The organism is Halomonas sp. B23F22_3 (assembly GCF_043496965.1).
Classification (GTDB): domain Bacteria; phylum Pseudomonadota; class Gammaproteobacteria; order Pseudomonadales; family Halomonadaceae; genus Halomonas.
Window position 1 is genome coordinate 721,956 of record NZ_JBIEKG010000001.1, and the last position, 25,927, is coordinate 747,882.

Annotated in this window: 21 protein-coding genes; 7 read left to right on the forward strand and 14 right to left on the reverse strand. The window is 70.8% G+C overall.

From position 1 onward, the window contains the following. The first annotated feature begins 1 nt into the window (after position 1). The 5 genes from ACGTNG_RS03255 to ACGTNG_RS03275 all read left to right on the forward strand — a co-directional run bounded on the left by ACGTNG_RS03255 (position 2) and on the right by ACGTNG_RS03275 (position 5,519). On the forward strand, positions 2–3,106 hold the full coding sequence (locus tag ACGTNG_RS03255; RefSeq protein ID WP_394575445.1) for an efflux RND transporter permease subunit: 3,105 nt from the start codon (positions 2–4) through the stop codon (positions 3,104–3,106). 4 nt (positions 3,107–3,110) lie between these two features. Beyond that, positions 3,111–3,770: a CerR family C-terminal domain-containing protein gene (locus ACGTNG_RS03260; protein WP_394575446.1), complete on the forward strand. Its 660-nt coding sequence runs from the start codon at positions 3,111–3,113 to the stop codon at positions 3,768–3,770. 92 nt (positions 3,771–3,862) lie between these two features. Further along, positions 3,863–4,213, forward strand: a complete 351-nt coding sequence (locus ACGTNG_RS03265) for a DUF3302 domain-containing protein (RefSeq protein WP_394575447.1) — start codon at positions 3,863–3,865, stop codon at positions 4,211–4,213. A gap of 38 nt (positions 4,214–4,251) precedes the next feature. Then, positions 4,252–5,199 carry an HlyD family secretion protein gene (locus ACGTNG_RS03270; RefSeq protein ID WP_394575449.1) on the forward strand — a complete coding sequence of 316 codons (948 nt, stop codon included), beginning with the start codon at positions 4,252–4,254 and terminating at the stop codon, positions 5,197–5,199. A 104-nt stretch (positions 5,200–5,303) separates the two neighbouring features. Beyond that, entirely contained in the window at positions 5,304–5,519 is a 216-nt protein-coding gene (locus ACGTNG_RS03275; RefSeq protein ID WP_394575451.1) for a DUF3565 domain-containing protein, read from the forward strand. 126 nt (positions 5,520–5,645) lie between these two features. Here ACGTNG_RS03275 and ACGTNG_RS03280 read toward each other — a convergent pair whose 3' ends face one another. Continuing rightward, complete coding sequence (locus tag ACGTNG_RS03280) at positions 5,646–5,825, reverse strand: PLDc N-terminal domain-containing protein (protein ID WP_394575452.1); 180 nt, start codon at positions 5,823–5,825, stop codon at positions 5,646–5,648. 129 nt (positions 5,826–5,954) lie between these two features. After that, a complete protein-coding gene (locus tag ACGTNG_RS03285; protein ID WP_394575453.1) occupies positions 5,955–6,620 on the reverse strand; it encodes a cupin domain-containing protein in 666 nt (221 codons plus the stop codon). 155 nt (positions 6,621–6,775) lie between these two features. Between ACGTNG_RS03285 and ACGTNG_RS03290 the strand changes: the two genes are divergently transcribed. Continuing rightward, on the forward strand, positions 6,776–8,593 hold the full coding sequence (locus ACGTNG_RS03290; protein WP_394575454.1) for a monovalent cation:proton antiporter-2 (CPA2) family protein: 1,818 nt from the start codon (positions 6,776–6,778) through the stop codon (positions 8,591–8,593). Here the strand turns inward: ACGTNG_RS03290 and ACGTNG_RS03295 are convergent. The 10 genes from ACGTNG_RS03295 to ACGTNG_RS03340 all read right to left on the reverse strand — a co-directional run bounded on the left by ACGTNG_RS03295 (position 8,553) and on the right by ACGTNG_RS03340 (position 21,839). Continuing rightward, a complete protein-coding gene (locus ACGTNG_RS03295; RefSeq protein WP_394575455.1) occupies positions 8,553–10,886 on the reverse strand; it encodes an ATP-dependent DNA helicase in 2,334 nt (777 codons plus the stop codon). The genes ACGTNG_RS03290 and ACGTNG_RS03295 overlap by 41 nt on opposite strands. Continuing rightward, a complete protein-coding gene (locus ACGTNG_RS03300) occupies positions 10,879–12,654 on the reverse strand; it encodes a VRR-NUC domain-containing protein (RefSeq protein WP_394575457.1) in 1,776 nt (591 codons plus the stop codon). The genes ACGTNG_RS03295 and ACGTNG_RS03300 overlap by 8 nt, the downstream gene beginning before the upstream one ends. A 32-nt stretch (positions 12,655–12,686) precedes the next feature. Next, positions 12,687–13,730, reverse strand: coding sequence for an NAD(P)H-dependent flavin oxidoreductase (locus ACGTNG_RS03305; protein ID WP_394575458.1), 1,044 nt, complete (start codon positions 13,728–13,730; stop codon positions 12,687–12,689). 34 nt (positions 13,731–13,764) lie between these two features. Then, positions 13,765–14,073, reverse strand: coding sequence for a monooxygenase (locus tag ACGTNG_RS03310; RefSeq protein ID WP_394575459.1), 309 nt, complete (start codon positions 14,071–14,073; stop codon positions 13,765–13,767). A 75-nt stretch (positions 14,074–14,148) separates the two neighbouring features. Next, the gene (locus tag ACGTNG_RS03315; RefSeq protein WP_394575460.1) at positions 14,149–14,670 is read right to left on the reverse strand and encodes a retropepsin-like aspartic protease family protein; all 522 of its coding nucleotides are present in this window, start codon (positions 14,668–14,670) and stop codon (positions 14,149–14,151) included. An 83-nt stretch (positions 14,671–14,753) separates the two neighbouring features. Next, positions 14,754–16,109, reverse strand: a complete 1,356-nt coding sequence (locus ACGTNG_RS03320) for an MFS transporter (protein ID WP_394575461.1) — start codon at positions 16,107–16,109, stop codon at positions 14,754–14,756. 50 nt (positions 16,110–16,159) lie between these two features. Next, positions 16,160–18,193, reverse strand: coding sequence for a CocE/NonD family hydrolase (locus ACGTNG_RS03325; protein ID WP_394575462.1), 2,034 nt, complete (start codon positions 18,191–18,193; stop codon positions 16,160–16,162). A gap of 43 nt (positions 18,194–18,236) precedes the next feature. Continuing rightward, positions 18,237–19,541, reverse strand: a complete 1,305-nt coding sequence (locus tag ACGTNG_RS03330; protein ID WP_394575463.1) for an ATP-grasp domain-containing protein — start codon at positions 19,539–19,541, stop codon at positions 18,237–18,239. Positions 19,542–19,640: 99 nt separating this feature from the next. Then, complete coding sequence (locus tag ACGTNG_RS03335; RefSeq protein ID WP_394575464.1) at positions 19,641–20,825, reverse strand: toxic anion resistance protein; 1,185 nt, start codon at positions 20,823–20,825, stop codon at positions 19,641–19,643. A 69-nt stretch (positions 20,826–20,894) separates the two neighbouring features. Next, entirely contained in the window at positions 20,895–21,839 is a 945-nt protein-coding gene (locus ACGTNG_RS03340) for a cobyrinic acid a,c-diamide synthase (protein WP_394575465.1), read from the reverse strand. Positions 21,840–22,024: 185 nt separating this feature from the next. Between ACGTNG_RS03340 and ACGTNG_RS03345 the strand changes: the two genes are divergently transcribed. Beyond that, complete coding sequence (locus ACGTNG_RS03345; protein ID WP_394575466.1) at positions 22,025–22,849, forward strand: LuxR C-terminal-related transcriptional regulator; 825 nt, start codon at positions 22,025–22,027, stop codon at positions 22,847–22,849. Between the two features lie 66 nt (positions 22,850–22,915). On the opposite strand, the gene ACGTNG_RS03350 is transcribed toward ACGTNG_RS03345, so the two are convergent. Then, positions 22,916–24,433, reverse strand: coding sequence for an aldehyde dehydrogenase (locus ACGTNG_RS03350; RefSeq protein WP_394575467.1), 1,518 nt, complete (start codon positions 24,431–24,433; stop codon positions 22,916–22,918). Between the two features lie 15 nt (positions 24,434–24,448). Continuing rightward, positions 24,449–25,687 carry a M20 family metallo-hydrolase gene (locus tag ACGTNG_RS03355; RefSeq protein WP_394575468.1) on the reverse strand — a complete coding sequence of 413 codons (1,239 nt, stop codon included), beginning with the start codon at positions 25,685–25,687 and terminating at the stop codon, positions 24,449–24,451. Positions 25,688–25,927 lie beyond the last annotated feature (240 nt).

The window sequence follows — 25,927 nt, forward strand, 5'->3', positions numbered from 1 at the left end:
CATGAACCTGAGCGAACTCGCCCTCAAGCGCCGTCCGGTCTTCTACCTGGCCACCCTGGTGGCCATGCTCTTCGGCCTCTACAGCTACGCCACCCTGCCGGCCCGGGAGGATCCCGAGATCACCGTGCGCGAGGCGGTGGTGACCACCGCCTTCCCCGGCCTGCCGGCCGCCCAGGTGGAGGAGAACATCACCAAGCCCCTGGAGGAGAGCATCCGCGCCATCGGCGAGGTGGAACGGATCAGCTCGACCTCGATGCGCGGCCGCTCGATCCTCCACGTGGAGATCCAGGACCGCTACTTCGACCTGGAGCAGATCTGGGACGAGGTGCGCCAGAAGGTCGAGGCGGCGCGCCCGTACCTGCCGGCCGGCACCCAGGACCCGGTGCTCAACGATGACTTCGGCGACGTGGCCGTGGTCACCGCGGCGCTCACCGCCGCCGACTTCCCCCAGGCCGAGCAGCAGGAGATCGCCGAGCACATCCGCACCCGGCTCTACGGCGTCGCCGGCATCAAGCGGGTCGAGCTGCTGGGCGTGCAGGCGCAGCGCATCTTCATCGACATCGCCGAGGCGCGCCTCGCCGAGCTCGGCCTCTCACCGACCGAGCTGGCCGGCCAGATCCAGCGCCGCAACATCTTCCCGCCCGGCGGCATCCTCGAGGCCGGCGAGCAGCGCCTGGCGCTGGAGGTCAGCGGCGAGTTCGCGAGCCTCGAGGCGCTGGGCGACACCGAGCTGCGCCTGCCCGATGGCGGCACCCTGCGCCTGCGCGACCTCGGCGAGATCCGCCGCGGGGTCGAGGATCCGCCGGACCGTCCCGCCTACTTCAACGGCCGGCCGGCGATCGTCTTCGCCGTCTCGATGCAGGAGGGCGAGAGCGTGCTGGACGTCGGCCGCGCCGTCCGGGCGCGCCTGGACGAGATCCGCCCCACCCTGCCGGCCGGCTACCGCCTCGACATCATGACCTTCCAGCCCGAGCAGGTGGCCAACGCCGTCTACGGGGTGACCGCCAGCGTCATGCAGACGCTGGCCATCGTGCTGGGGGTGGTGATCCTCTTCCTGGGCCTGCGCACCGGGCTGATCGTCGGATCGATCATCCCCGCGGTGATGCTGGTGACGCTGGCCGTGATGGGCCTCGCGGAGATCACCCTGCAGCGCGCGAGCCTCGCCACCCTGGTGATCGCCCTGGGCCTGCTGGTCGACAACGCCATCGTCGTCGCCGAGGATTTCAAGACCCGACTGGAGGCCGGCAGCGACCGCGACGCGGCGATCCGCGAGACCGGCGCGGAGCTCGCCCTGCCGCTGCTCTCCTCGAGCCTGACCACCATCCTGGTGTTCCTGCCGCTGATGCTCGCCGAGCACGCCTCCGGCGAGTACACCCGCTCGATCTCGATCGTCATCGCCATCACCCTGCTCGCCTCCTGGTTCCTGTCGCTGACCGTTACCCCGGCGCTCTGCTACCGCTTCCTGAAGGCGCCATCGGGGGAGCCGCCGGGCACGCACGGGACCCACGACACTCCCCGACTCGCCGACCGCGCCTTCGGCTGGGTCTCCCGGCACTATGGCCGCGGGCTCACCGCACTGCTCCACCATCGCGGGCTGTTCCTGGCCGCCATGGCGCTGACCCTGATCGCCGGGGTGGCGATGATGCAGCTGGTGCCCAAGAAGTTCTTCCCCGACTCGGACCGCAACCAGGTGCTGGTGACCATCGACTTCCCCTCGGACATCGCCGAGACCCTGACCGGCCAGCGTGTCCAGGCGCTGAGCGACGAGCTGCTCGACGCCCCGGCACTCGCCGAGGACGTCACCGGCGTGGCCGCCTATGCCGGCTTCGGCGGTCCCCGTTTCGTGCTCTCGCTGACGCCGCTGGACCCGGCGCCCAACAAGGGCTTCATGGTGCTCAACGTCGCCGACCGCGAGCGGGTCGAGGCGGTGATCCAGGCGACCCGCCACTTCCTCGCCACCCGCCACCCGGATCTCTCGCCCCAGGTCACGCGGATGTTCCTCGGCCCCTCCGACAGCACCCTGCTGCAGGTGCAGGTCAAGGGACCGGATCGGGAGGTGCTGTTCGCCACCGCCGAGCGGATCGAAGCGATCCTGCGCGACCTGGACGGCGCCCGGGACGTGCGCCAGAGCTGGGAGGCGCGGATTCCGTCGCTTGCCATCGAGGTCGACCAGGCGCGGGCGCGCAGCGCCGGCATCACCTCCGAGGACATCGCCCGCTCGCTCACCGGCGCCATCGACGGCTACCACCTGAGCCACTACCGTGAGGGCGACGACATCATCCCGGTGATGATGCGCTACGCCGACGCCCAGCGCGGGAGCGTCGAGCGCCTGAAGTCGCTGATCGTCTATCCGTTGGGCACCCCCGGGGCGGGTGTGCCCCTGAACCAGGTAGCCGAGGTGCGCCTCGAGAGCGGCTACTACCGCATCGACCGCGAGAACCTGGTGCGCACCATCACCGTCGAGGGGCGCAACCGCCACTACACCGCCGAGGACATGGTGCCGCGGGTGGAACCGGCGCTGCGCGACCTGGAGGCCACGCTGGCCCCGGGACACTGGATCGAGTTCGACGGCGTGGTGGCGGAGTCCCGGGAGGGCCAGGCCGCCCTGCAGGCCAACCTGCCGCTGTGCATCGGGCTGATCTTCATCCTGCTGGTGGGGCAGTTCAACTCCTTCAAGCGTCCGCTGGTGATCATCGCCACCATCCCGCTGGTGATCGTCGGCGTGGCGCTGGGCCTGCTGGCCACCCGCGCCGACTTCGGCTTCATGGTGCTGCTCGGCATCTACAGCCTGGCCGGCATCATCATCAACAACGCCATCGTGCTGATCGACCGCATCGACATCGAGCGCGCCGACCCCGAGCTCTCAGGGCGCGATGCCGTGATCAAGGCCTCGGCCCGGCGCCTGCGGCCGATCCTGATGTCGGCGATCACCACCATCCTCGGCTTCCTGCCGCTGATCCTGGGCCGAGACCCGCTGTTCTACGGCATGGCCGCGGCCATGGCCTTCGGCCTGGGCATCGGCACCGTGATGAGCCTGGGGGTGGTGCCGGTGCTCTACACCGTCTTCTTCGGCATCGACACCCGCGCACCGGCCGGGGAGGCATGACGCCATGACACTCCGTCCCGCGTCCTCCGACACCCGCGACCGGCTGATCCAGGCCGGCATCCGGCTGTTCGGCGAGCACGGCTTCGAGGCCACCACCACCCGCGCCCTGGCCGAGGCCGCGGGGGCCAACATCGGCTCCATCGCCTACCACTTCGGCAACAAGCGCGGCCTCTATCTCGCCGCGGCGCGCCATATCGCCGAGCAGCTGAGGGCGCGGCTCTTCCTTGGTGCGGCGGCCACGCCGGCGCCCGCCGAGGGTCGCGACGCCGCCCTGAAAGCGCTGCGCACCCTCGCCCGGCGGATGGTGCGCACCTTCACCGAGGACGAGGAGTGCCGCCAGTGGCTGCTGCTGGTGATGCGCGAGCAGGTGCAGCCGGGCGAGGCCTTCGAGATTCTCCAGGCCGAGGCCTTCGGCCTGGTCCAGGAAACGCTCGGCGGCCTGATCGCGCGGCTCACCGACCGCTCTGTCGACGATCGACGGGTGATACTGGAAACCCACACCCTGATCGGCCAGATCGTCTTCTTCCTGATCGGCCGCGAACCGCTGCTGCGCCGCCTCGGCCTCAACGCCTTCGACGAGGCGATCCTGGCCGACATCGAGTCGGTGATAACCTCGCACCTTACGCGCTATCGCCGGCCGCCAACGCCGCACGCCAGCCCCTGAGAGGCCGGTTCTCCGAGGGGCTGCTAGACTCGAGAAAACGCCGCGCGGCCTGGGGCCTCGGCGGCTCGCTTTCGTGATGCCAGGGAGTCCTCATGCTTTCCTATTTCGCGCTCGGCCTGCTCGTCTTCGTGGCCCTGGTGCTGTTCTACGGGATCATTGCCATTCACGACATCCCCTACCTGATCGCCAAGCAGCGCGAGCATCCCCATCAGGACGCCATCCATGTCGCCGGCTGGGTGAGCCTGTTCACGCTGCACGTGATCTGGCCCTTCCTGTGGATCTGGGCCACCCTCTATCGCCCGGAGCGCGGCTGGGGCTTCCAGGCGCTCAAGGAAGAGCAGGCCCACGAACGCCACGATATCGAGCGCCTGCAGCAACAGCTCGAGGAGCTTCAGCATCGGCTGCAGGCCCTGGAGACCAGACCGCCGCGTACGGACGCCTGATCACCGTGACATCCCATTAGCAAGGAAACCCTTCGAGCATGGACCTGCTGATCATTCTCACCTATGCCGCCCTCTGCGTGGCCGTCTTCAAGCTCTTTCGCATCCCGGTCAACAAGTGGACCCTGCCCACTGCAGTGCTCGGCGGCATCGTGTTGGTCGGCACCCTGATTCTGCTGATGAACTACAACCACCCCTTCACCCGCCAGGTGCGACAGGCCTATGTAGTCACGCCTATCGTCTCCGAGGTCCGCGCGCGGGTGATCGCCGTCAACGCCGAACCCAACGAGCCCCTCGACCGCTACCAGAGCGCGGCCTCAGCCTTCAGCCGCCAGGACATCGACGTCGCTCGCCAGCAGCTGGCCAGTGCCCAGGCCATCGTCGAGCAGGCCCGAGCGGCCCTGGAGCGGGCTCGCGCCCAGGAGCAGACCGACGCCAGCGGGATCGACCCGCTGGTGGTGGCCAAGCAGGCCGAGCTGCGCGAGGCCCAGCTCGATCTAGAGAACACGGTGATACGCGCGCCCACCGACGGCTATCTCACCCAGCTCGCCGTGCGCCCGGGGATGATGGCCGTCCCCCTGCCCCTGCGACCGCTGGGCGTCTTCCTCCACGATCAGCAGGGCGTCTTCACCGCCGCCGTTCGCCAGCAGGCGCTATTGCGTATCGAGCCTGGCTTCGAGGCGGAGCTGGTCTTCGACTCGCTGCCCGGCCAAGTCTACGCCGCCACGGTCAAGGAAGTGCTGCCGGCGATCGCCGAGTCGCAGCTTGCTGCCAACGGCCAGCTGATCGGTACCGAGGCCTTCACCAACATGCAAAGTCGCGCCCTGGTCACCCTGGAGCTGGTGCCCGACCAGGGGCTGCCGCCGCTGCCCCTGGGGGTGAGCGCCCAGGTGGCCATCTACTCCGACCACTTCCACCACGTAGCGATCATGCGTCGGGTACTGCTGCGCATGCTGAGCTGGCAGCATTACCTGTATCTCGATCACTGAGCGATGTCTCGACCGCCGAGCGGTCTCTCTCGCTCACCGCGCCGTCTCTCGCCCACGCACGCGCCGCGACACACCGCACCCCCTGCCCCGATACGGAGAGCGCCTTGCAACAGCCGATCGTCGGCTACCACCGCGACGAGGAGGGCCACTGGGTGGCGGAACTCGCCTGCGGCCATCACCAGCACGTCCGCCATCAGCCGCCCTGGGTCGAGCGCCCCTGGGTGCTCACCGAGGCGGGCCGTCGCTCGCGGCTCGGCCTGGCGCTTGGGTGCGTGAAGTGCGACCGGGGCGAGCCCCGGGATACGCTGCCGGAGGCGTGAGCCTGGCGCCGACGCCGTCGCGGCCGCTCTTCCGTCGTGAGGGCCAGCCCACATGAAGGCGGGCCGCCCGAAGGCGGCCCGCATCGATACACGGCTGGTGCGAAGCTAATTCGACAAGAGGCGTCGCTACCCCTTGGGGCCGAACAGCAGCCAGACGATCAACCCGATCAGCGGAAAGAACAGCAGCACCAGGATCCAGAGCAGCTTGGCGAGCCCCCCGGCCGCACTCTTGGCCACCTTGACGATGGCCCAGATCACGATGATCAGCCAGATGAGGCCCAGCAAGCCGCCGACTTCGATACCCATATGATGACGTCTCCTTGTCCGTGGCCCTTCGGCGAAGGGCCAACTCGTGAGAATCACCTATATGGGTAGCACAGTCCAAGGGGCGGTGCACAGGCGCGAGCGGTAACGAGGTGTCAGCCCGCGTAAGCCTCAGTCGGGCAGCAGGTGACCCACCTTGACGTAGATCAGCGCACCGTCGTCGCCGGTGAAGGGGGTGTGCTGGCTGCGATGGGGGCTTCTCAGCCAGCTACCGGCGGGATAGGCGCCGTGCTCGTCGTGGAAGGTGCCCTCGAGCACCAGGATCTCCTCGCCGCCCCAGTGGGCATGGGGCTGGAAACGGGTGTTCGGCGCCCAGCGCACCAGTGCCACGTGCTCGCCCTCGACATCATGTAGCGGCAGCACCGAGAGCCCCTCGACCAGGCCCGGTCGCCAGTCGCCGGCCCGGGTGTCGATCGCCTTCTGCGCGGTGTCGTCCGGCGAGAACTGGTGCAGCTTGACGAAGATCAGCGCGCCCTGCTCGCCCACCCGGGGCGCGTGAGCGGTGCCGATGGGATTGCGCAGGTAGTAACCCGCCGGGTAGCGGCCATGCTCGTCGGCGAACTCGCCCTCCAGCACCAGGATCTCCTCGCCCCCGCCGTGCTCGTGGGTCGGGAAGGTGCTGTTCGGCGCATAGCGCACCAGAGAGGTGGCGCGGGCCACCTCGTCGCCGACGCGATCGAGCATCATCCGCTCCACGCCGGGCATGGGCGAGCCCACCCAGCGGTAGTCGTCGGGGGTGATCACCGCCCGGCGGTCGAAGTCGGCGTTGAGTCGCATGGCAGTCTCTCCTGTCGGTCAATGGCGGGCCGTCGATGTCGACTGGGGGTGATGACGAAGGGCACCGGCCCCGTCGGGCGTGGCGCCCGCCTGACGCCGCGGCGAACCCATCGAGTAACATGGGGGTCGCCCACCCCGTTCGCAAGGAGCCGCCCTTGGCCACCGACCTGCTGCTCAACGCCCTGATCTTTCTCGCCGCGGCGGTGCTGATCGTGCCGGTCTTCAAGCGCCTGGGGCTCGGCGAGGTGCTGGGCTACCTGGCCGCGGGGGTGGCCATCGGCCCCTCGGCTCTTGGCCTGGTGGCCGATGCCGAGGCCGTCCTGCAGTTCTCCCAGGTGGGCATCATCTTCCTGCTGTTCGTGATCGGCCTGGAGCTCAAGCCCTCGCGCCTCAAGCTGATGCACAAGGCGGTCTTCGGCTTCGGCAGCCTGCAGGTCGGCGTGACCAGCCTGCTGCTCACGGCCTGCGGCTGGTCGCTGGGCCTGTCGCCGGTGGCCGCGGCGGTGACGGGCTTCAGCCTGGGGCTCTGCTCCACGCCCCTGGTGCTGCAGCTGCTGGGCGAGCGCCACGAGATGCAGAGCCGCCACGGCCGCAATGCCTTCGCCCTGCTGCTCTTCCAGGACCTGGCCGCGATCCCGGTGCTGGCCCTCATCCCCATGCTGGCCGTCGAGGACCTGCTGGCGGCGGGGCTCGCGCCGCTGCTCCAGGAGGTCCTGGTGGCCATCGGCGCCTTCGCCGGCCTGATCGTCGGCGGCCGGCTGCTGCTGCGCCCGCTGTTCCGCTTCGCCGCCGGCACCCGCAGCCGCGAGGTGTTCGCCGGTACCGCACTACTGGTGGTGATCGGCGCCGCCCTGTTGATGGAGCTCGCCGGCCTCTCCATGGCGCTGGGCGCCTTCATCGCCGGGGTGCTGCTGGCCGACTCGGAGTACCGCCACGGCATCGAGGCGGACATCGAACCCTTCCGCGGCCTGCTGCTGGGCCTGTTCTTCATGGCCGTGGGCATGACCGCCCAGATCGGCCTGCTGGCCGAGCACCCCGGGCTGATCCTCGGCCTCACCGGGGCCCTGCTGGTGGCCAAGGCCCTGAGCGTGGTGGTGGCGGCCAAGGCGTTCGGCACCGGCTGGCGCGAGGCTCTCAACCTCGGCGTGCTGCTCTCCCAGGGCGGTGAGTTCGGCTTCGTGCTGCTCACCGCCGCCGCCGCCGCGGCGCTGCTGCCCGCCTCGCTGGTCGACCAGCTGGTGCTGGTGGTGTCGCTGTCGATGGCCGCCACCCCGGTGATGTTCCTGGCCCACGCCCGCCTGGTGCGCCCGCTCTTCAAGCCGCGAAAGCCGCGACCCGACTTCGACACCCTGCCGGACGAGTCGCCGCAGATCATCCTCGCCGGCTTCGGGCGCTTCGGCCAGATCATGGGCCGTGCCCTGCAAGGCCTGAAGATTCCCTACACGGTGCTCGACATCAACGCCGATCAGGTGGCCTTCGTCCGCCGCTATGGCAACAAGGTCTATTTCGGCGACGCCTCCCGCATCGACCTCCTCGAGGCCGCTGGCGCCGACCAGGCAAGGGTGCTGGTGGTGGCGGTGGGCGACCCCGAGGCCTCGATGCGCATCGTCGCGAGCGTACGGCAACGCTTCCCCCACCTGCGCCTCTACGCCCGGGCCCGCAACCGCTACCACGCCCACCTGCTGATGCGGGCCGGCGTGAACGACCTGGTCCGCGAACTGCTGCCGGCGAGCCTGGAGCTGACCCGCGACGTGCTGATTGGCCTGGGGATTCCCCGCGACCAGGCCCAGCACACCATCGACACCTTCCGGCCCCACGACGAGCAGACCCTGCGGCGCCAGCTGGAGGTGTTCGGCAACGAGAAGAAGCAGATCCAGACGGTCCAGGAGGCGGCCCGGGAGCTCGAGGCCCTCTACGAGGCCGACGAGGACGTCACCACCTCGCTGGGAGAGACGCCCCGTCGCGAACCGTGACGGGTGGCCCCCACCAGGCCGGCAGACGCTCTCGCACCTCGCGCCGGGCGAAGCGGTCGTCCATCAGCACCACCGTGCCGCGGTCGTCGGGCCCGCGGATCACCCTGCCTGCCGCCTGCACCACCTTGATCAGCCCGGGGATGCGATAGGCGTAGTCGTCGCCGCGCCCGAAGCGCGCGGCCAGCCGCGCCTTGAGCGCCTCGTTGAAGGCGTCGGCGGGCGGCAACCCCAGGGTGGCGATGAAGGCGCCGACCAGCCGGTCGCCGGGCAGGTCGATCCCCTCGGCGAAGGCGCCGCCCAGCACCGCGAAGCCGATGCTCGCCCCGCCCGGCGCGAAGCCGGCCAGGAAGGCGTCCCGCGCCTCCTCCCGCATGCCGCGGGTCTGGGCGCGCACGGGGATCTCGGGATGCGCCTCTCGAAAACGAGCCAGGCTCGCCTCCAGGTAAGCGAAGCTGCTGAAGAAGGCCAGGTAGTGGCCCGGCCGGCGACGGAACTGGCCGGCCAGCTCGGCGACGAGGGGCGCGAGAGAGGCCTCCCGGTCGCGCAGCCGGGTGGAGATATCGGCGCGGATGCGCACCTCGAGCTGCTCGGCGGCGAAGGGCGAGGCCACCTCGCGCCAGACGGTGGCCTGGGGCAGGCCCAGCAGGTCGCGATGGTAGGGGGCCGGGCTCAGGGTCGCCGAGAAGAGCACGGCCGCATGGGCGGCGGCGAAGCGCGGGGCGAGGAAGTCCGCCGGCACCAGGTTGCGCAGCCCCAGCACGGCCCGCCCCCGCCCGTGGCGAGCGAGGTCGCACAGCGAGTGCTCGCCGAAGGACTCGGCCAGCCGGGTGAAGGCCAGCGCCTCGAAGAGCAGCTCCTGGAGCGCCAGGGAGGCCTGCTCGGGGTGCTCGCCGAGGTGCTCGGTGATGGCACTGGCCACGCCCGAAAGGGCCGCGACCATGCCGTCGGGCAGCCCGGCGAGCACCCGATAGGCCGGCCGGCCCGGCTCGCCGGCCTCCTCCAGCCCCGCCTCCTTGACCAGCGCCTGCCACTGGCGGCTCAGCCGGCCCAGCGGGCTCTTCAGCGCCCCGGGCGCCTCGCGACGCAGCCGTGACAGGCGGCGCTGGTCGAGCTCGGCGCTGTACATGCCCCGGGCCCGCTCCACCAGGTTGTGGGCCTCGTCGACCAGCAGCCCCGTGCGCCAGCCGTCGGCCCGGGCCAGGCCATGCAGCAGGGCGTTGGCGTCGAACCAGTGGTTGACGTCGCCGACGATGACGTCGCACCAGCGTGCCAGCTCCTGGCCCAGGTAGTAGGGGCAGACGCCGTGCTCGCCGGCCACTGCGCGCAGCGCTTCGCGATCCAGCCAGCCGCGCGTCACGCCGGCGCGCCGCGCCGCCGGCAGCCGGTCGTAGAAGCCCGCCGCCAGCGGACAGGCCTCGCCGTGGCAGGCCCGGCCGGGGTATTCGCAGGCCTTCTCCCGGGCGGTGAGCTCCAGCACCCGCAGCGGCCGGGGCGCGTCGTCTCTCGGAGCGTCGGTGCCCAGCGCGGCCAGGGCGTCCAGCGCCAGCCGACGCCCCGGGGTCTTCATGGTCAGGAAGGCCAGGCGGTCGAGCCCCTGGCGCGGCATCGCCTTGAGCAGTGGGAAGAGGGTGCCCAGCGTCTTGCCGATGCCGGTGGGCGCCTGGGCGAGCAGGCAGCGCCCGGTGCTCGCGGCCTTGTAGGCGCTCTCCGCCAGGTCGCGCTGGCCGGGGCGAAAGTCCGGATGGGGAAAGGCGAGCGCCTCCAGGGCCGCGTCGCGGCGGGCGCGGTGTTCTGCTTCCTGCTCGGCCCAGGCGAGGAAGCGCCGGCACTGGGTCGCGAGGAAGGCATCGAGTTCCGCGGCGCTCGCCTCCCGGGTCAGCACGGTCTCGCGGCCGCTGGCGACGTCCAGGTAGACCAGCGCCAGGGTCAGCGAGGCGAGACCGCGCTCGGCGCAGAGCAGCGCGCCGTAGACCGAGGCCTGGGCCCAGTGCAGGGCGCGCTGGTTGTCGGCCATGCGATCGAGCCGCCCGCGGTGGGTCTTGATCTCCTCCAGGCGGTTGGCCGCGGGATCATAGCCGTCGGCGCGCCCGCTCACCGTCAGCCCTTCGACGGTGCCGGCAAGCGGCAGCTCGACTTCAAAGCCCTCGCCGCGCCGGCTCGCCACCATGGCGTGGCCGGCCATGCCCTCCCGGGCGCTCGGGGCCGGCGTGAAGCGGTGATCGAGATCGCCCTCCCGGGCGGTAAAGTCGCACAGCGCGCGCACCGCCACCCGCCGAGGCGCGGCCTCACCCATCCTCGAGCGCCTCCGCGTCCTGTTGCCAGGCGACGTGGCAGACCACCGCGGGCATGCCCTGGGCGTGGAAGAAGGCGAGCCAGCGCCGCTGGTTGTCCTGCAGCCGATCGCCCGGGCCCTTCACCTCGATCAGCCGGTAACGCGGCTCGCCCGCCGGGGCCTCGGGGCGAAACTGGATCAGGTCCGGCAGGCCGGCCCGGTTGGCCTTCAGGTCGCCCAACAGGCGCTCGAAGCAGGCGCGCAGGTCTTCCGGCGGCAGGCAGGCCAGGGCCCGTTCGAGCAGCACCTCGTCCAGCGCCCCCCAGTGCACGAAGGGCGAGGCCAGTCCCTGCTTCTCGCGCCAGGTGGAAAGGATCACCTCGCGATGGGTGCCGTCGTCGAGCTGGGCCAGGCAGGCGTCGAAATGCGCCCGGCGGCGGGCCACGAAGTCCTCGCGGTAGAGATCCGCTGGGCCCTCATGGAAGGGATGGAAGAAGGCGCCGGGCAGCGGCGCGAAGAGCGCCTCCCAGCAGAGCAGGCCGAAGAGCCCGGTGAGCAGGGCATTCTCCACGTAGTGCACCGGGGCCGCTTCCGCATGGAGGTGATCGCGCACCGCCGCCTCCACCGGGCCGGGCGGCAGGGTCAGCGACCAGCGCTCGTGGGCGGGCTCCCGCCGGGGCGTCGGCGGGGCGAGCCCCAGCCGACGGCGTAGCCGCGGCACGAGCCGCGCCAGCGCCTGGGCCTCCTCCTCGCTGCCCGGCACTTGGGCCAGGGGCTCGGCCAGCGCCAGGGCTGCGGCGTGCTCGCCCCGACGCTCCTGGAGGCGCAGGTGGCGGATGCGCGCCTCGACGCTGCCGGCCGGCGCAGTATCCAGCCCTGTTTTATGCCCTGATGCCGGCGCCGTTTCTGGCGCCCTCTCCGGCCAGCCGGCCAGGCCATAGAGTTCAAGGGCCAGCGCCCCCTGCCCCTCGCGCTCCGCCTGGCGCCCCAGCGCTACGCAGAGCCGTCGATGCCGCGAGGCCAGCCAGGCGTTGCCGGAGAGCGGCGCGGGCAGCTCGGCATGCAGCGCCTCGACCGGCTCGCCGGCCGCCAGGCGCTCGCGCAGCCGGTGCAGCGCAAGGTAGGTGTCGAGCTCGTCGCGGCAGCCGAAGGCGCGGGAGTCGGCGGTGATCGCCACCCGCTCGTAGTGGCGCAGGCCGAGCTCGGCGAGCACGAACGCCGACCAGTCCTGGCGCAGGTTGCCGAAGAACATCAGCCGCAGCCGATCGCAGAGCGCCATTACGGTGAGGCGCACGAGGCGATCCGGCGCCTCGGGCCACCAGTCGGCGAGCCGGCGGGGCGCAGTGAGCCGCGGCGCCAGCGCCTCATGGAGCGCGGCCTTGCCGGTGGTGGCGGGCAACCCCGCCGAGGCGATCTCGGCGGCCAGGGCGCGGCGCAGCTCGGGCAGGCGCAGCTGCTGGAAGAGGGTCTCGAGGTCGAGCGTCGGGTCGGCCTCGACGAGGCCAGCCTCGACCAGCGGGGCAAGGGCGGCCTCGGTGTCACCGATCTCGGGATAGTCGAGGCGCGCGGTGCGAAAGTGCTCCCCCTTGCGCATCACCATGCGCACCAGCAGAGCCTGGGCGGCCTCGGGCAGGGAGGCGATGCGCGACACCAGCGCGTGCTCGGCGTCGCTCAAGAGGTCGCCGTGGCGCTCGACCACCCAGTCCAGCACGAAGCGGAAGTTCGCCAGGTAGTAGCGCGGGTCGTCCAGGGAGGCGGTGACCGCCGAGGCGGCAGGGATACTGTTCATGCATCCATGGTATCAGGGCCCATCGGGCGGCGTCAGCGCGCTACGCCCCGGGCCAGCTCGCGCACCACCTCGGCCGCCGGCACCACGCGGCAGCGGCTGGCGTTCTGCCCGGCCCACAGCGGCGAGGCGTCACCCAGCCCCCGCGCCTCGGCGGCGGCGCGCAGCGGGGCGATGGCCGCAGCGGCCAGCGGGAAGGCCGGTACCGCCTCGCTGATCGGCCCCAGCTCGCGCATCAGCCGGGTGACGATGCCCCGGGCCGGACGGCCGCTGTAGAGGTTGGTCAGCGCCGTGTGGCGCCCCGCCTCGCTCATCAGCGCCTCACGATGGATGGCCGAGGCGCGGGATTCCGGGCAGCAGAGGAAGGCGGTGCCGACCTGGACGGCGTCGGCCCCCAGGGCCAGCGCCGCCGCCACGCCCTGGGCATCGGCGATGCCGCCGGCGGCGATCACCGGCACGTTCACGGCCTGCCGGACCTGGGGCAGCAGCGCCAGGGTGCCCATCTGGCGCGACAGGTCATCGCTCAGGAAGTGGCCCCGATGGCCGCCGGCCTCGAGCCCCTGGGCGATCACCGCATCCGCGCCCCTTTCCTCGAGCCAGCGCGCTTCCGCCACCGTGGTGGCGGACGAGAGCACCGTCGCGCCCCAGGCCTTGACCCGCGCCAGCAGGTCGGGCGCCGGCAGCCCGAAATGGAAGCTGACCACCTCCGGGCGATAGGGCTCGAGGGCATCGCAGGCCACATGATCGAAGGGGCGCCGCCCGGCGCCCTCCGGCAGCGCCTCGGGGTCGAGGCCGAACTCGTCATACCAGGGGGCCAGCGCCGCGTGCCAGCGCGCCTGGCGCTCGGGGTCCGGGGCGGGCTCGGTATGGCAGAAGGCGTTGACGTTGATCGGCCCCGCCCCCGCCGCCCGGATGGCCTCGAGCTCCGCCGCCAGGCCCTCGGGGGAGAGCATGGCGCCGGGCAGCGCCCCGAGGCCGCCGGCCCGGGAGACGGCGATGGCCAGGGCGCTGTCCTGGGCGCCCGCCATCGGGGCCTGGAGGATCGGCCAGCGCAGGCCGAGGGTGGTCGTCCATGACATAGGGGGGTCTCCTGATCTAGGCGGGATCGGTCGCTCAGCCGCCGAGTGGACCGTGGTTGATCGCGGAGAGGCCCTCGTTAACCTCGAGGATCTGGGCCTGGATGCCCTCGACACCCATGTCGGCGAGCCGCGCGCTGTGCTTGTCGAGGTAGGCCTCCGCGCTTTCGGCATCATCGAACAGGTAGACGCCCCCGGCGAGGTGGCGCTCCGGCGACTCGGTCCAGACCTTCCAGCGCAGGCCGGGCTCGTCGTTGATGCCTTGGGCGAGCGGCGTCAGGGCCTCGACCATCGCCTCGCCGAAGGGGCCGGGGAAGGGGAAGTGGATCTGCAGGATCACGGCCATGACACGGCCTCCAGGCTGGGAATGGGCCCCCAGCATAGCGTCTCGACGGCCGCCTGCCAGCCTCGGCGCCCATCCTCAGCGCGTGGCCGAGCGCAGCACCATCTTCTCGCCGCGGATCTCGATGTCGAAGCGTCCCAGGAAGCTCATGCCGAGCAGCGCCGCTTCGCCGCCGAGCCCGGGGCTGACCGAGCCGCGCACGTCGTGGGCCACGTAGCCCCCCAGGCTCACCGTCTCGAGGGTGGCCAGGTCGCCACGCACGCGCCCGTTGGCGGTGTTGAACCAGGCGCTACCGGTGCGTTCGAGCTCCAGCCGCTCGGCCAGCGCCTCCGGCACCGCCACGTAGGTGGCGCCGGTATCGAGCAGGAACTCCACCGGCTCGCCGTTGATGCGTCCGGTGGCCACGAAATGACCGGCGCGATTGCGCTCCAGCACCACCGGCTCGCCGTTGACCACCGAGACCTCGGCGAGGTGGGCGTTGGGGTTGCGCTGCGCGTCGAGGTAGCCCTGGAACCACCAGGCGCCCCCCGCCAGGAAGAGCACCCAGAACAGCAGCATCATGCCGAGCCCGGTGCGGCGTGTGGCTCGCTCGTCACTCATGTGCGCTCCTCCTGACGATGACCCTGTGCGCCATCATGCCATGGTGGCAACCGCCCCCCTGTCACGCGAGCTCACCCCTCATTCTAGCGGCCGTTGCGGGCCTCCCAGTCGCGGGCCGCCTGCTGGCCGCGGGCCTGATTCACGAACAGGCAGACCAGGATGGCGACGATGAACAGCGCCGCGCAGAGCAGGATCGAGGCCTTGAGCCCCACCAGCGACTGCAGCAGGCCCAGCCCGATGATGCCGATCACCCCGGCGAGCTTGTTGGCCAGCCCCCAGAAGCCGAAGAACTCGGCGGCCTTGCGCTGCGGCGAGAAGAGTCCCACCAGGGCGCGGCTGGCCGACTGGCTGGAGCCCAGGGAGAGCCCCGCCAGGCAGCCCACCACCAGGAAGAGGTGCTGCGCCTCCCAGGCAAGGCCGAAGTGAGCGTTCAGGAAGGCGGTGACTTCCGGCGTCGCCCAGATGGCCAGTATCGCCGCCACCCAGAGCCCCAGGGTGAAGAGATAGGTGATACGCGTGCCGATGCGATCCTGGATGAACCCGAAGCCGAGCGCCCCCACCGCGGCGGTGATCTGCACGATGATGAACATCAGGTTGCGGATCGCCTCGTCCCAGCCGATCACCTGGGCGCCATAGATGAAGGCGAAGGCGATGACGATGTAGACGCCGGCCATGGAGAAGAGCAGCGAGACCAGGAAGATGCCGAGGTCGCGGAAGCGTTTCAGCTCGTGCAGGGTCGTCGCAACCCGGGCCACGGCGATCTCGCGGTAGGTCTTGCCCGGCGGCTGGGGGGTACCGCGCTCGCGGACCCACAGGAAGGTGGGCACCGCGGCGATCAGGAAGAAGCCCGCGGCGAAGGGCCCCACCCAGCGGACGCGCTCGAAGTTCTCGGCCGTGGCCTCGCCCAGCATGAACAGCGAGAAACCCGCGGCCAGCAGCCCCCCGACGTAGCCCAGCGCCCAGCCGAAGCCGGAGATCTTGCCCAGGTCCTCCGGCGGGCCGAGGTCGGGCAGGAAGGCGGCGATGAACGACTCGCCCATGGAGAAGGCGTAGTTGGCGATCACGATCAGCACCACGCCCAGCAGCACCGCCCCCGGCACCACGAAGTAGAGCATCGCCGAGGCGGCCACGGTGGCCAGGTAGCTGACGAACAGGAAGCGCTTCTTTTCCGCCTGGTAGTCCATCACCGCCCCGCACAGGGGGCCGGTGAGCACCACCAGCAGGTAGCTCATGGCCAGCGCCAGGCTCCACAGGAAGTTGGCCAGGCGATAGCCGTCACCGCGATCGCCGACGATCACCGTGGTGAAGAGTTCGCCGAACACCACGGTGATGATCAGCAGGGTGTAGGCCTGGCCGGCGAAGTCGAACATCGCCCAGCCCAGGATCTCCTTGCGCGAGGCACGCGGCGTCGCGGCCACGGCGGCGGGGGTGAGGCTCATCGGCGGGTCCCGGTAGGAATCAGGCCGTCACGATAGCAGCCTCCCCTGCCCTAGACGAGGTCCCGGGGGATCGTCTCGTCCCAGGTCCGGGCAAAGATGCGGGTCTCGCCCTCCCAGGCGTCGAGGGTGGCGCGGATACGGAAGTTGTCGGCATCAGAGGTCAGCAGGGTCCGGGTCAGGGTGCGGACCTCCCAGTCGCCGCGTCGGAAGCTGCGCTGCCACTCGGTCCAGCCGCTGACGCTGTCGTAGCTGCCGAAGGCGTAGGCGTAGCGCTCGGTGACCCGGGCGGCGATCTCCAGGTCGATGTCGTCGATCCGGTAGCGCCCCTCGTCGTGGACCACCTCCAGGGTGGTGCGGTCCTGGGCCAGGTCGCGGATCACCCGCCAGCTCTCCTGGCTGGGCTGGATCAGCGTCTTGGGAAGCGCCGGCGCGCCCTCGGGCTCGGCGAAGGCGGGCAGCGCCGTCTCCTCCGCGGGGCGTGGCTCGCGGCGCGGCAGCACCAGCCGACTGGCGCCGGGCCAGAGGGTGATCCGCACCGGCTCAGGCGCCGGCCAGGCGAGCGGCCAGTAGCTGGTGGAGAGCGACAGGCGAATGGCGTGGCCCGCCGGGAACTGCTGAGCGATGTGCTTGAGCGGGATGGACACCCGATAGCGCTGGCCCGGCACCAGCGGCTCGGGATGCTCGTTGCTGTCGCGATGGGTGAGGTTGAGCAGGCCGTAGGAGACGCGGGTGGCCTTGTCGTCTTCGCCGATATCGGAGAGGCGCAGCGCCACCATGGCCACCGGCTTATCGGCGCTGAGCTCGAGCTCAACCAGCGGCGAGCCGCAGATCTCCAGCTCCGCCTCGAGACGCGGCGTCTGGAAGATCAGGCAGCCGCCATCCTCCTCGCGCTGGTCGTGGGGCAGGTCCGGGGGGGCGTTGTAGGAGCACCACTTGCCCGCATAGAGCCCCACCGAGAGCGGCGAGCGGACGTCCAGGGTGGTCTCGGGCGAGTCGTCTCGCGATTCGTCCTCGGGCAACAGGTCGTGGCCCGGAGTGAGCCGGAAGGCCTCGGGGGTGATGTTCGGCGACGGCCAGTCGGGCTCGGCGACCCAGCGTCCGGGGCGCTCGTCGTAGCGCGCCGACGGCGGCATCGACTCCTGCATCCAGACCCGCAGCATGGGCTCGTCCATGATCCCGGTGTCCTCGCCCTTCAGCCACTGGTCCCACCAGCGCAGCGACTCCTGCAGGAAGCCGATGGCCGGTCCCGGCACGCCGAGATGCGGGTACTTGTGGGCCCAGGGACCGACCAGCCCCTTGCGCGGCACGTCGAGCCCCGCCAGCAGGCGGAAGACGGCGTTGCAGTAGCCGTCGGCCCAGCCGCTGACGGCATAGACCGGGCACTGGATCGCCGTGTAGTCCTCGCACACCGAGCCGTGCTTCCAGTACTCATCACGCCGCTGGTGCTCGAGCCACTGGGCGAGCCACATGCCGCTGCCGTCCAGGCGCTCGAGCCACATGTCGCGCCAGCGCTCGCCCACCAGGTCCGGGTCGGGCGGGCAGGCGTTGCCGTCGAACATGGTCGATGCCCAGGAGAGGTTGTCGCCCAGCAGGCAGCCGCCCATGTGGTGGATGTCGTCGGCATAGCGGTCGTCGGTGAAGCAGATCGTGATCACCGCCTTGAGCTGGTGCGGGCGCAGGGCCGCGATCTGCAGGCCGTTGAAGCCCCCCCAGGAGATGCCGATCATGCCGACGTCACCGGTGCACCAGGGCTGGGCCTGGAGCCATTCGAGGATCACCAGGCCGTCGTCCAGCTCACTGGGCAGGTACTCGTCGGTGAGCACGCCGTCGGACTCGCCGGTGCCGCGGATGTCGACCCGCACCCCGGCGTAGCCATGGCCCGCCCAGTAGGGGTGGCTCTGCACGTCGCGCTCGGCGGTGAGGTCGCGCTTGCGGTAGGGCAGGTACTCCAGTATCGCCGGCACCGGATGGTCCTCGGCGTCCACCGGTCGCCAGATCCTCGCCGCCAGGCGACTGCCGTCGGGCAGCGGGATCCAGGTCTCCTCCTCCATGACCCGGCGCGGAAAGTCGTTGACGATGCGCATGATCCTGCTCTCCTTGTCCCGTGGGGCTTTCTCGGGCCGGGGTTCAGCCCTGGATCTGATCGAACTCGAAGGCCAGGCGCGTCGCCAGCTGGTCGTAGCGCTCGAGCAACTGCTCCGCCGACTCGGCGCCCATCCACACGAGAGCCAGGGCGAAGCTGTAGCTGTCCTGCTCGGGCAGCGAGGAGAGCCACTGCCCCTCCGCCACCTGGATATCGATCATCGCGCCGGGGAAGTCCGCCTCGAGGGCGGCGATCTCGTCTTCGGTGGGCCCCCGGGTCACCACCGCATCGACGAAGAACACCCGATAGAAGAACTTGGCGGCGATGGCATAGTCGCCCTGACGATGCGGCATGTCGGGCCGCTGCCCCAGCCCCAGGTCGAGGGTGACCTGCTGGTTGCTGATGCCGTCGACCTTCTCGAACAGGTCGCAGTGGGACTGGGAGATGCGCGTGTTGATCTCGAGCAGCCAGATGCGGTCCTGCACCTCGTCCCAGAAGTACTCGACGTTGAAGGCGGCGTTGTCGTAGCCGATATGGGTCATCACCGTCTCGGTCAGCTCGCGCATCTTGGCCTGGATCGGCTCGGGCAGCCCCGAGGGATAGCGGTAGTGGAAGAAGCTCAGCACCTGGGGGTAGCGCAGCGAGTCGACAATCCCGTAGCTGACCACCTCCCCCGCGAAGACGTATCCCTCCACGGTGCACTGCCAGCCGCCGATGATCTCCTCGGCCATGCAGAAGTGGCCGTCCACCGCGGCGATCTCGTCGGGCAGCCGCGCCTGCTCCAGCACCGTGTTGAAGGGATCGGCGATCAGGCCGATGTCCTCGCGCAGCTTCTCGATGGCATGGTAGAAATCCTCCGGGGTATCGATGCGAAAGCCCAGCCGCGATCCCGAGGACTTGATCGGCTTGACGAAGAAGGGGAAGTAGAGCCCCGCCTCGCCGATCCGGACCAGCGCCTCGTCGTCGAAGGGATCGAAGGCCGTGAAGCCCGGGATGAAGTCGGGGATGACCTCCTTCTGCGCCCGGCGGCTCCAGTACTTGTGCTCGCACTTGAGCAGGCTCGCGAGGGTCGTCGAGGGAGTGCCGAAGCGCTCGCAGAGGATCGGCAGCATGGTCGAGACGGGGAAGTCCATGTAGCCGACGATGGCATCGATGGTGCCCTCGAAGGCCTCGAGCTGGGCCGTCGCCTCGGCCAGCATGGCGGCGATGTCGAACTCCTCGGTGTCGTAGACCGCCTCGGGCGCGATGATGCCATGGAAGCGCCAGTGCTCGGCGCCGCGCAGCGTCTCGAGCCGCTGGCGATTGAAGTCGTTGAGCCCCACCACGAAGATATTCTTTGCACCCGCCATCTCTCCGACCCTCTCGCTGCGTGCCCGACGGGGCCGCTTCGAGCAGCATAGTCCAGAGCACGGACAACGGGAGGCGCCTGTCGAGGCGCTCGGCCGGCGTCAGGGGGAGCGCGAGCCCTCGTCCTGATCGGCGTCGCGGCCGCGGCCCAGGCGATCGATGGCCTCGCCGCCCTGGCCGGCCAGGGTCGCCAGCCGGTCGATCTGGTCGTCCAGGCGCGGCAGGGCCTCCTGGCGATAGCGCGAGAGGTCGTCGATGGCCCCGATCACCTCGCCGAAGGCCTCCTCCAGGGCCTGCATGTCGAGCATCGCCGACGAGGCCCGCTGCTGGATATCCACGCCCTGCTGTCGCAGCGCCCGAGCGGTGCCGCCGATCATCTCCGAGGTGGTGGCGTTGAGCGACTCGACGCGGTCGAGCACCAGGCGCTGGTTGGCCAGCGCCAGGGCCACGGTCACCGCCACGGTCAGCGCCGAGACGGTGACGTTGATGGCGCGGTCGACGCCGCGCATCAGCTCACGGTTGTTGCGGATGATCACCTCGAGGGCCAGCACACCCTGCTGGCTGACCGCCAGCTGCTGCTGCAGGTCGACGATGCGCTGGCGCAGCGGGAAGAGCAGCTCCTCCTCGAGGAAGCGTCGCTGCGGGTCCTGCTCCTCGCGGCGGTCGATGGCGACCTGCAGGCGGTCGTCGATGCGCCGCCCCAGGGCGATCTGGCGCGTGAGCTTGGCGAGGGTCTCGCGCAGCGCCTGCTGGTCATCGTCGAGGGTCAGGTTGTCGCGACGCAGCATGTCGCGCCCGCCCTCCAGGTCGGCGATGATCGCGTCCAGCGCCTGCTGGGCCGTCTCGAACTTGCGAAAATAGCGCTGCAGCCGGCTGCCGGCCCCCGGGATCAGCGCCATCACCCGATCCAGGGGACCCGAGGCGAGGTTGTGCCGGGCGGGGTCCAGCGACTGCATGCGCCCGCGCAGGTCGACCAGCGCCTTGGCCACCGGGCCGCCCTCGTCGCCGTGGTGGGCCAGCTGGCGCAGCGGAGTCTGCAGCATGGCGCTCTGGTGGGCGGCCTGCTGCTGAAGCTCCAGGCCCAGCTCGTCGACGGCGCGGCGCTGGCGCGCCTGGGCCTCGGCGTCGCCGCCGTCCAGCAGCGTCTCGACGAAGGCATCGGCCTGGGCTTCCAGGGTCGCGTCGTCATCGGCGCGAGCGGAGGCTTCCCCGCCGTCCAGGTCGCGGGCGATCTCCTCCACCGGCGGCAGCGCCAGGCGGGAGCCATCTGGGGATTGCTGGGTCATGGTCACCTCTCCAGGGAAACGGTCGGGGGTGGGATCAGGCGGTGTCGCGGGCCCGGGGACCTGGCGGCGTCACGAGCCGCTGCGCCCGTAGCGCTCGGCGCGAGAGACGAAGCGGCTCAGCTCCGCCAGCGCCCGCTCGGCGGTGACCGAGGCCTGGGGGCGACCGGTCTCGATGCGCGCCAGGGAGACGGCGGTATCGTCGAGCACGGTCAGCGCCGCCTCGTTGCGCGCGGCCAGCTCGCGCAGCCGTCGCTCGGTCTCCTCGAGCAGCTCGAGGCGCCGCCGCAGGGCCTCGCGCTCCTGGGTGCCGAGCCGGTGCCCCTCGCGACTGAGGCGCCGGCGCACGTAGTCGCCGTCCACGTTGACCACGCCGCTGGCCTGGGAGGCCATGGAGTGCAGCGTATCCACCGCGCCGAGGCCGACCTGGGAGACCAGCTCCTGGGCCCGGGCGAAGGCCAGCTCGCCGCGATCGAAGCGCCCCTCGAGCACGCCCAGCAGGTGGCGATAGCGGCTGTAGAGGCGATCGGCCTGGACGGCCAGGTCGGGGCGGTGCACGTCGAGCAGCGCCTGTTTGGCCCGGCACAGTGCCAGCACCAGGTCGTCGGCCTCGGCCGGGGGCCGGGCGGGATCGAGCACTAAGAGCCCCGCCTCGTGGGCCTCGCGCTCCTCCTCGGCCCGGCGCCGGGCGGCCTCGGCGGCGAGGCGCTCCCGGAAGCGTCGCACCCGCCGCCGCTCCAGGAAGCGGCGCAGGCGCCGCTCCAGCGGCAGGGCCACGGGAATCGCCACCAGCCCCGCCAGCCAGCCCGCGAGGGTCGGCCCGAAGCCGCCCCACAGCGAGGTCAGCCATAGCAGCAGGCTGATGAAGGGCACCACCAGGCAGTAGCGCAGGATCACCTGCAGCCGGCCGGGCGGCTCGATCGGCACGGCCAGGCGCGGATTGATCAGGCCCACCAGCAGCCAGGGCAGGCAGGTCAGGAACAGGCCGTAGGAAAAGCCCTGGAGGAATCCCAGCATGGCGTCGACGTGACCTCCCTGCGATCGATCGCGATGGATGATAGTGGCGATATCATGACGATAGTGACTGGCGCCATGATGAGGCCAGTACGTCGATCCCGCTACCCCCGCCGCCGGACCGCGCCCCTCGCCATGCTATGCTCGATCGGCCAAGGAACCCACCACGCCGTCAGGAACGCCCCGCCGTGCTCTCCACCGACACCCTCGCCACCGCCGACAGCCAGGCCTGGCACCAGCGTCTCGCCCAGCTGATCCTGGCGGCCGGCGGCGTCGGCTTCCCCGCCCTGCTCGAGAAGACCCTCCACGAGCTGGTCGGCTTCGACACCATCCTGATCAATACCTATAAGGCACAGCATCGGCCGCTGCTGATCCACGACAACTACCCGCCAGGGCGTCGCGAGCAGGGCATCGAGCGCTACCTCAGCGAGGCCTACCTGCTCGACCCCTTCTTCAAGGCCGTTCACGACGGCCTGGCGAGCGGCATCCATCGCCTGCGCGAGCTGGCCCCGGACCGCTTCGAGTCAAGCGACTACTACCACCACTACTATCGCGCCCTGGGCCTGACCGACGAGGTCGGCCTGTTCGCCCGAGTCGATGCCGACGTGGTGATGGTGGTGTCACTGGGCTTTCGTGAGGATGCGCCCCGCCTGACGCGCCGCGGCCTGCAGGCGCTGCGCCATGTCGCCCCGGTCCTGGAGGTGCTGCTCGGGGAGTACTGGAAGTGGCAGGGCCAGCGCTTCCAGGCGCGACTGGCAGAGCACGAGCCGGTGGAGGCCGCCTTCGACAGCTTCGGCCAGGAGGCCCTCACCGCCCGGGAGCGCGATATCGTCAGGCTGCTGCTGGCGGGCCACTCCACCAAGTCGGCGGCCCGGGAGCTCGACATCAGCGACGGCACCGTCAAGGTACACCGCAAGCACATCTACCAGCGCCTCGAGGTCTCGAGCCAGTCGCAGCTGTTCCGGCTGTTCCTCGACCACGTGGCGCTGGTCTCCCGCCAGCAGGGCGGCTGAGATACAGGAAAGCCGGCCACGGCGAACCGCGGCCGGCGAGCCCGCTGCCCGATACGCGTCTGCGCTTCAGGTCGCGAGCGTCATCCACACGCTCTTCAGGTCGGAGTACTCCTCCAGCGAATGGTGGGACTTGTCGCGGCCGTTGCCCGACTGCTTGACCCCGCCGAAGGGCACCGTCTGGTCCATGTCTGCCCAGTTGTTGACGAACACCTGCCCCGAGCGCAGCCGGCGGGTGACGCGCATGATGCGATCGATGTCCTGGCTCCACAGCCCCGCGGCCAGGCCGTAGTCGCTGTCGTTGGCGAGCCGTATCGCCTCCTCCTCGCTGTCGAAGCCGAACACCGCGAGCACCGGGCCGAAGATCTCCTCGCGGCCGATGGCCATGGTCTCGGTGACGCCGTCGAACACCGTCGGCGGGATGAAGAGCCCGGGACCTTCGAGAGCGGCGCCGCCCGTTCTCAGCTGGGCGCCCTCCTCGACGCCGCGGCGGATGTAGTCGAGCACCCGCTCGTACTGGGCGCGATCGACCATGGCGCCCATGAAGCTCGCCGGGTCCAGTGGGTCGCCGGGCTGCATGGCCTCGGCGGCGGCCAGCACCTTCTCCACGAAGGCCTCGCGGATCGCGTTCTCGACCAGCAGCCGGGAGCCGGCGATGCACACCTCGCCCTGGTTGTGGAAGATCGCCGCGGCGGCGTGCTGGGCCACCCGATCCAGGTCCTTGCAGTCGGCGAAGACCAGGTTCGGGCTCTTGCCGCCGCACTCCAGGAACACCTTCTTGAGGTTCGACTGGCCGGCGTACTGCATCAGCTGCTTGCCGACCCCGGTGGAGCCGGTGAAGGCCAGGCAGTCGACCTCCATGGAGAGCGCCAGCGCCTTGCCCACGCTGTGGCCGAAGCCCGGCAGCACCTGGAAGATGCCCCGCGGCAGGCCGGCCTCCCGGGCCAGGCTCGCCAGGCGCAGCGCCGAGAGCGGCGACTTCTCCGAGGGCTTCAAGATGACGCTGTTGCCGGCGGCCAGCGCCGGGGCGATCTTCCAGGCGGTCATCATCAGCGGGAAGTTCCAGGGCACGATGCAGGCCACCACGCCCAGCGGCTCGCGCAGCACCAGGCCCAGGGCGTTGTCACCGGTGGGCGCGACCTCGCCGTAGAGCTTGTCGATGCACTCGGCCTGGTAGCGCAGGCAGCCGATGGCGCCGGCCAGGTCGCCCAGCGCGCTCGAGACCGGCTTGCCCATGTCCAGGGTGTCGAGCAGCGCCAGCTCGTGCTTGTGCGCCGCCATCAGGTCGGCCAGCTTGAGCAGCACGGCCTTGCGCCTGCCCGGGGCGAGGCGCGACCAGGCGCCGCCATCGACGGCGGCCCGGGCGGCCGCCACGGCGACCTCGGCATCGGCGGCGTCGCAGCTCGCCACCTCGGCGAGCGCCGCGCCGGTGGCCGGGTTCACGGTGGTCAGGGTCGCGCCGTCGGCGGCCTCGACGAAGGCGTCGTCGATGAAGGCGCGGGTCTCGAGGCCTGGCGCGGCGGTCAGCTCGGCGGCCAGCGCCTGCCAGTCGTCGCGGGTCTGGGGAATGCGGCGGTGTTCGGTCATCGGGGGGCTCCGTGATCAGGCCGGACGGTCGGCGCGGGTGAGCAGGGCGTCGCAGAGCACCTGGGCGCCCAGGCTGCAGTGCTCGGGGGTGGCGTATTCGGCCTCGTTGTGGCTGATGCCGTCGCGGCAGGGGACGAAGATCATCGCGGTGGGCGCCACCCGGGAGACATAGACGGCGTCATGGCCGGCGCCGCTCATCATGCGCCGATAGCGAACGCCCTGGGCCCGGGTAGCGGCCTCCACGGCCGCGATGCAGTCGGGGGCGAACGCCACCACCGGCGAGACCCAGATCCGCTCTTGGGAGACCGCCACCCCGAAGGCCTCGCCAGCGGCGGCCAGCTCGTGCTCGTAGCGCGCCTGGAGGGCATCCAGCTCGGCCTCCGCCACGTGGCGCAGGTCGACGGTGAGACGCACCTCGCCGGGAATCACGTTGCGCGAGGCCGCCTCAATCTCCAGAGAGCCGCAGGTGACGCGGGTGTCGCCGCTGGCGTCGGCCAGGGCGTGGGCCTGGAGGCGATCGACCAGGCGCGCCGCCGCGGCCAGGGCATCGTGGCGCAGCCGCATCGGGGTGGGGCCGGCATGGGCCGACTGGCCGACGAAGCTGACATCGAACCAGCGCATGCCCTGGACGCCGGTGACCACGCCGATGGCCTCACCCTCTTCCTCGAGGACCGGCCCCTGCTCGATATGCAGCTCCAGGTAGCTGTCCAACCGCGGCTCGCCCACCGGCAGGTCGCCGACGAAGCCGCAGGCCGAGAGGGCCTCGCCGAGCGTCACCCCATCGGCATCGCGGCGGCTCAGGGTCTCTTCGACCGCGAACGCGCCGGCATAGGTGCCCGAGGCGACCATCGCCGGGGCGAAGCGGCTACCCTCCTCGTTGGTCCACACCACCAGCTCGAGGGGGCGCTCGGTGACGAGCCCCCGATCGTTGAGGGTGCGAAACACCTCGAGCCCGGCCAGCACGCCGAGGATGCCGTCGAAGCGGCCGCCCTTGGGCTGGGTGTCGAGATGGCTGCCGGTGGCCACCGGATCGAGATCCTCACGCCGCCCCTCCCGGCGGATGAAGAGGTTGCCGACCCGGTCGACGCGCCAGGTGCAACCGATCGTCTCGCACCAGTCGAGCAGCAGGCGTCGGCCGGCGGCGTCCTCGGGGGTCAGGGCCAGGCGGCAGCTGCCGCCGTTGTCGGTGGGGCCGATCTCGGCCATGGCCATCAGCGTGTCCCACAGCCGCTGGCCGTCGATGGAAGTCGTCATGGTGCGCCTCGTTGGTCGTTGTTCGTTAGTTGTTGGCCGTTATTCGGGCAGGGCCATCACCGCTGTAGATGCCGGGGCGCCGGGGACGGGGCGAAGAGGAGGTCTTTTGCCATGGATGGCAAAAGTAGCGCCCATGGAAGGGTTCACAGCGCCTCCTCGCAGCCCCGTCCACGGATCAGCCCCGGGCAACGATCCCAACGGTGGCCCCTGTTGAGCGGGCCAGCTCGTGCCGTGAGATCA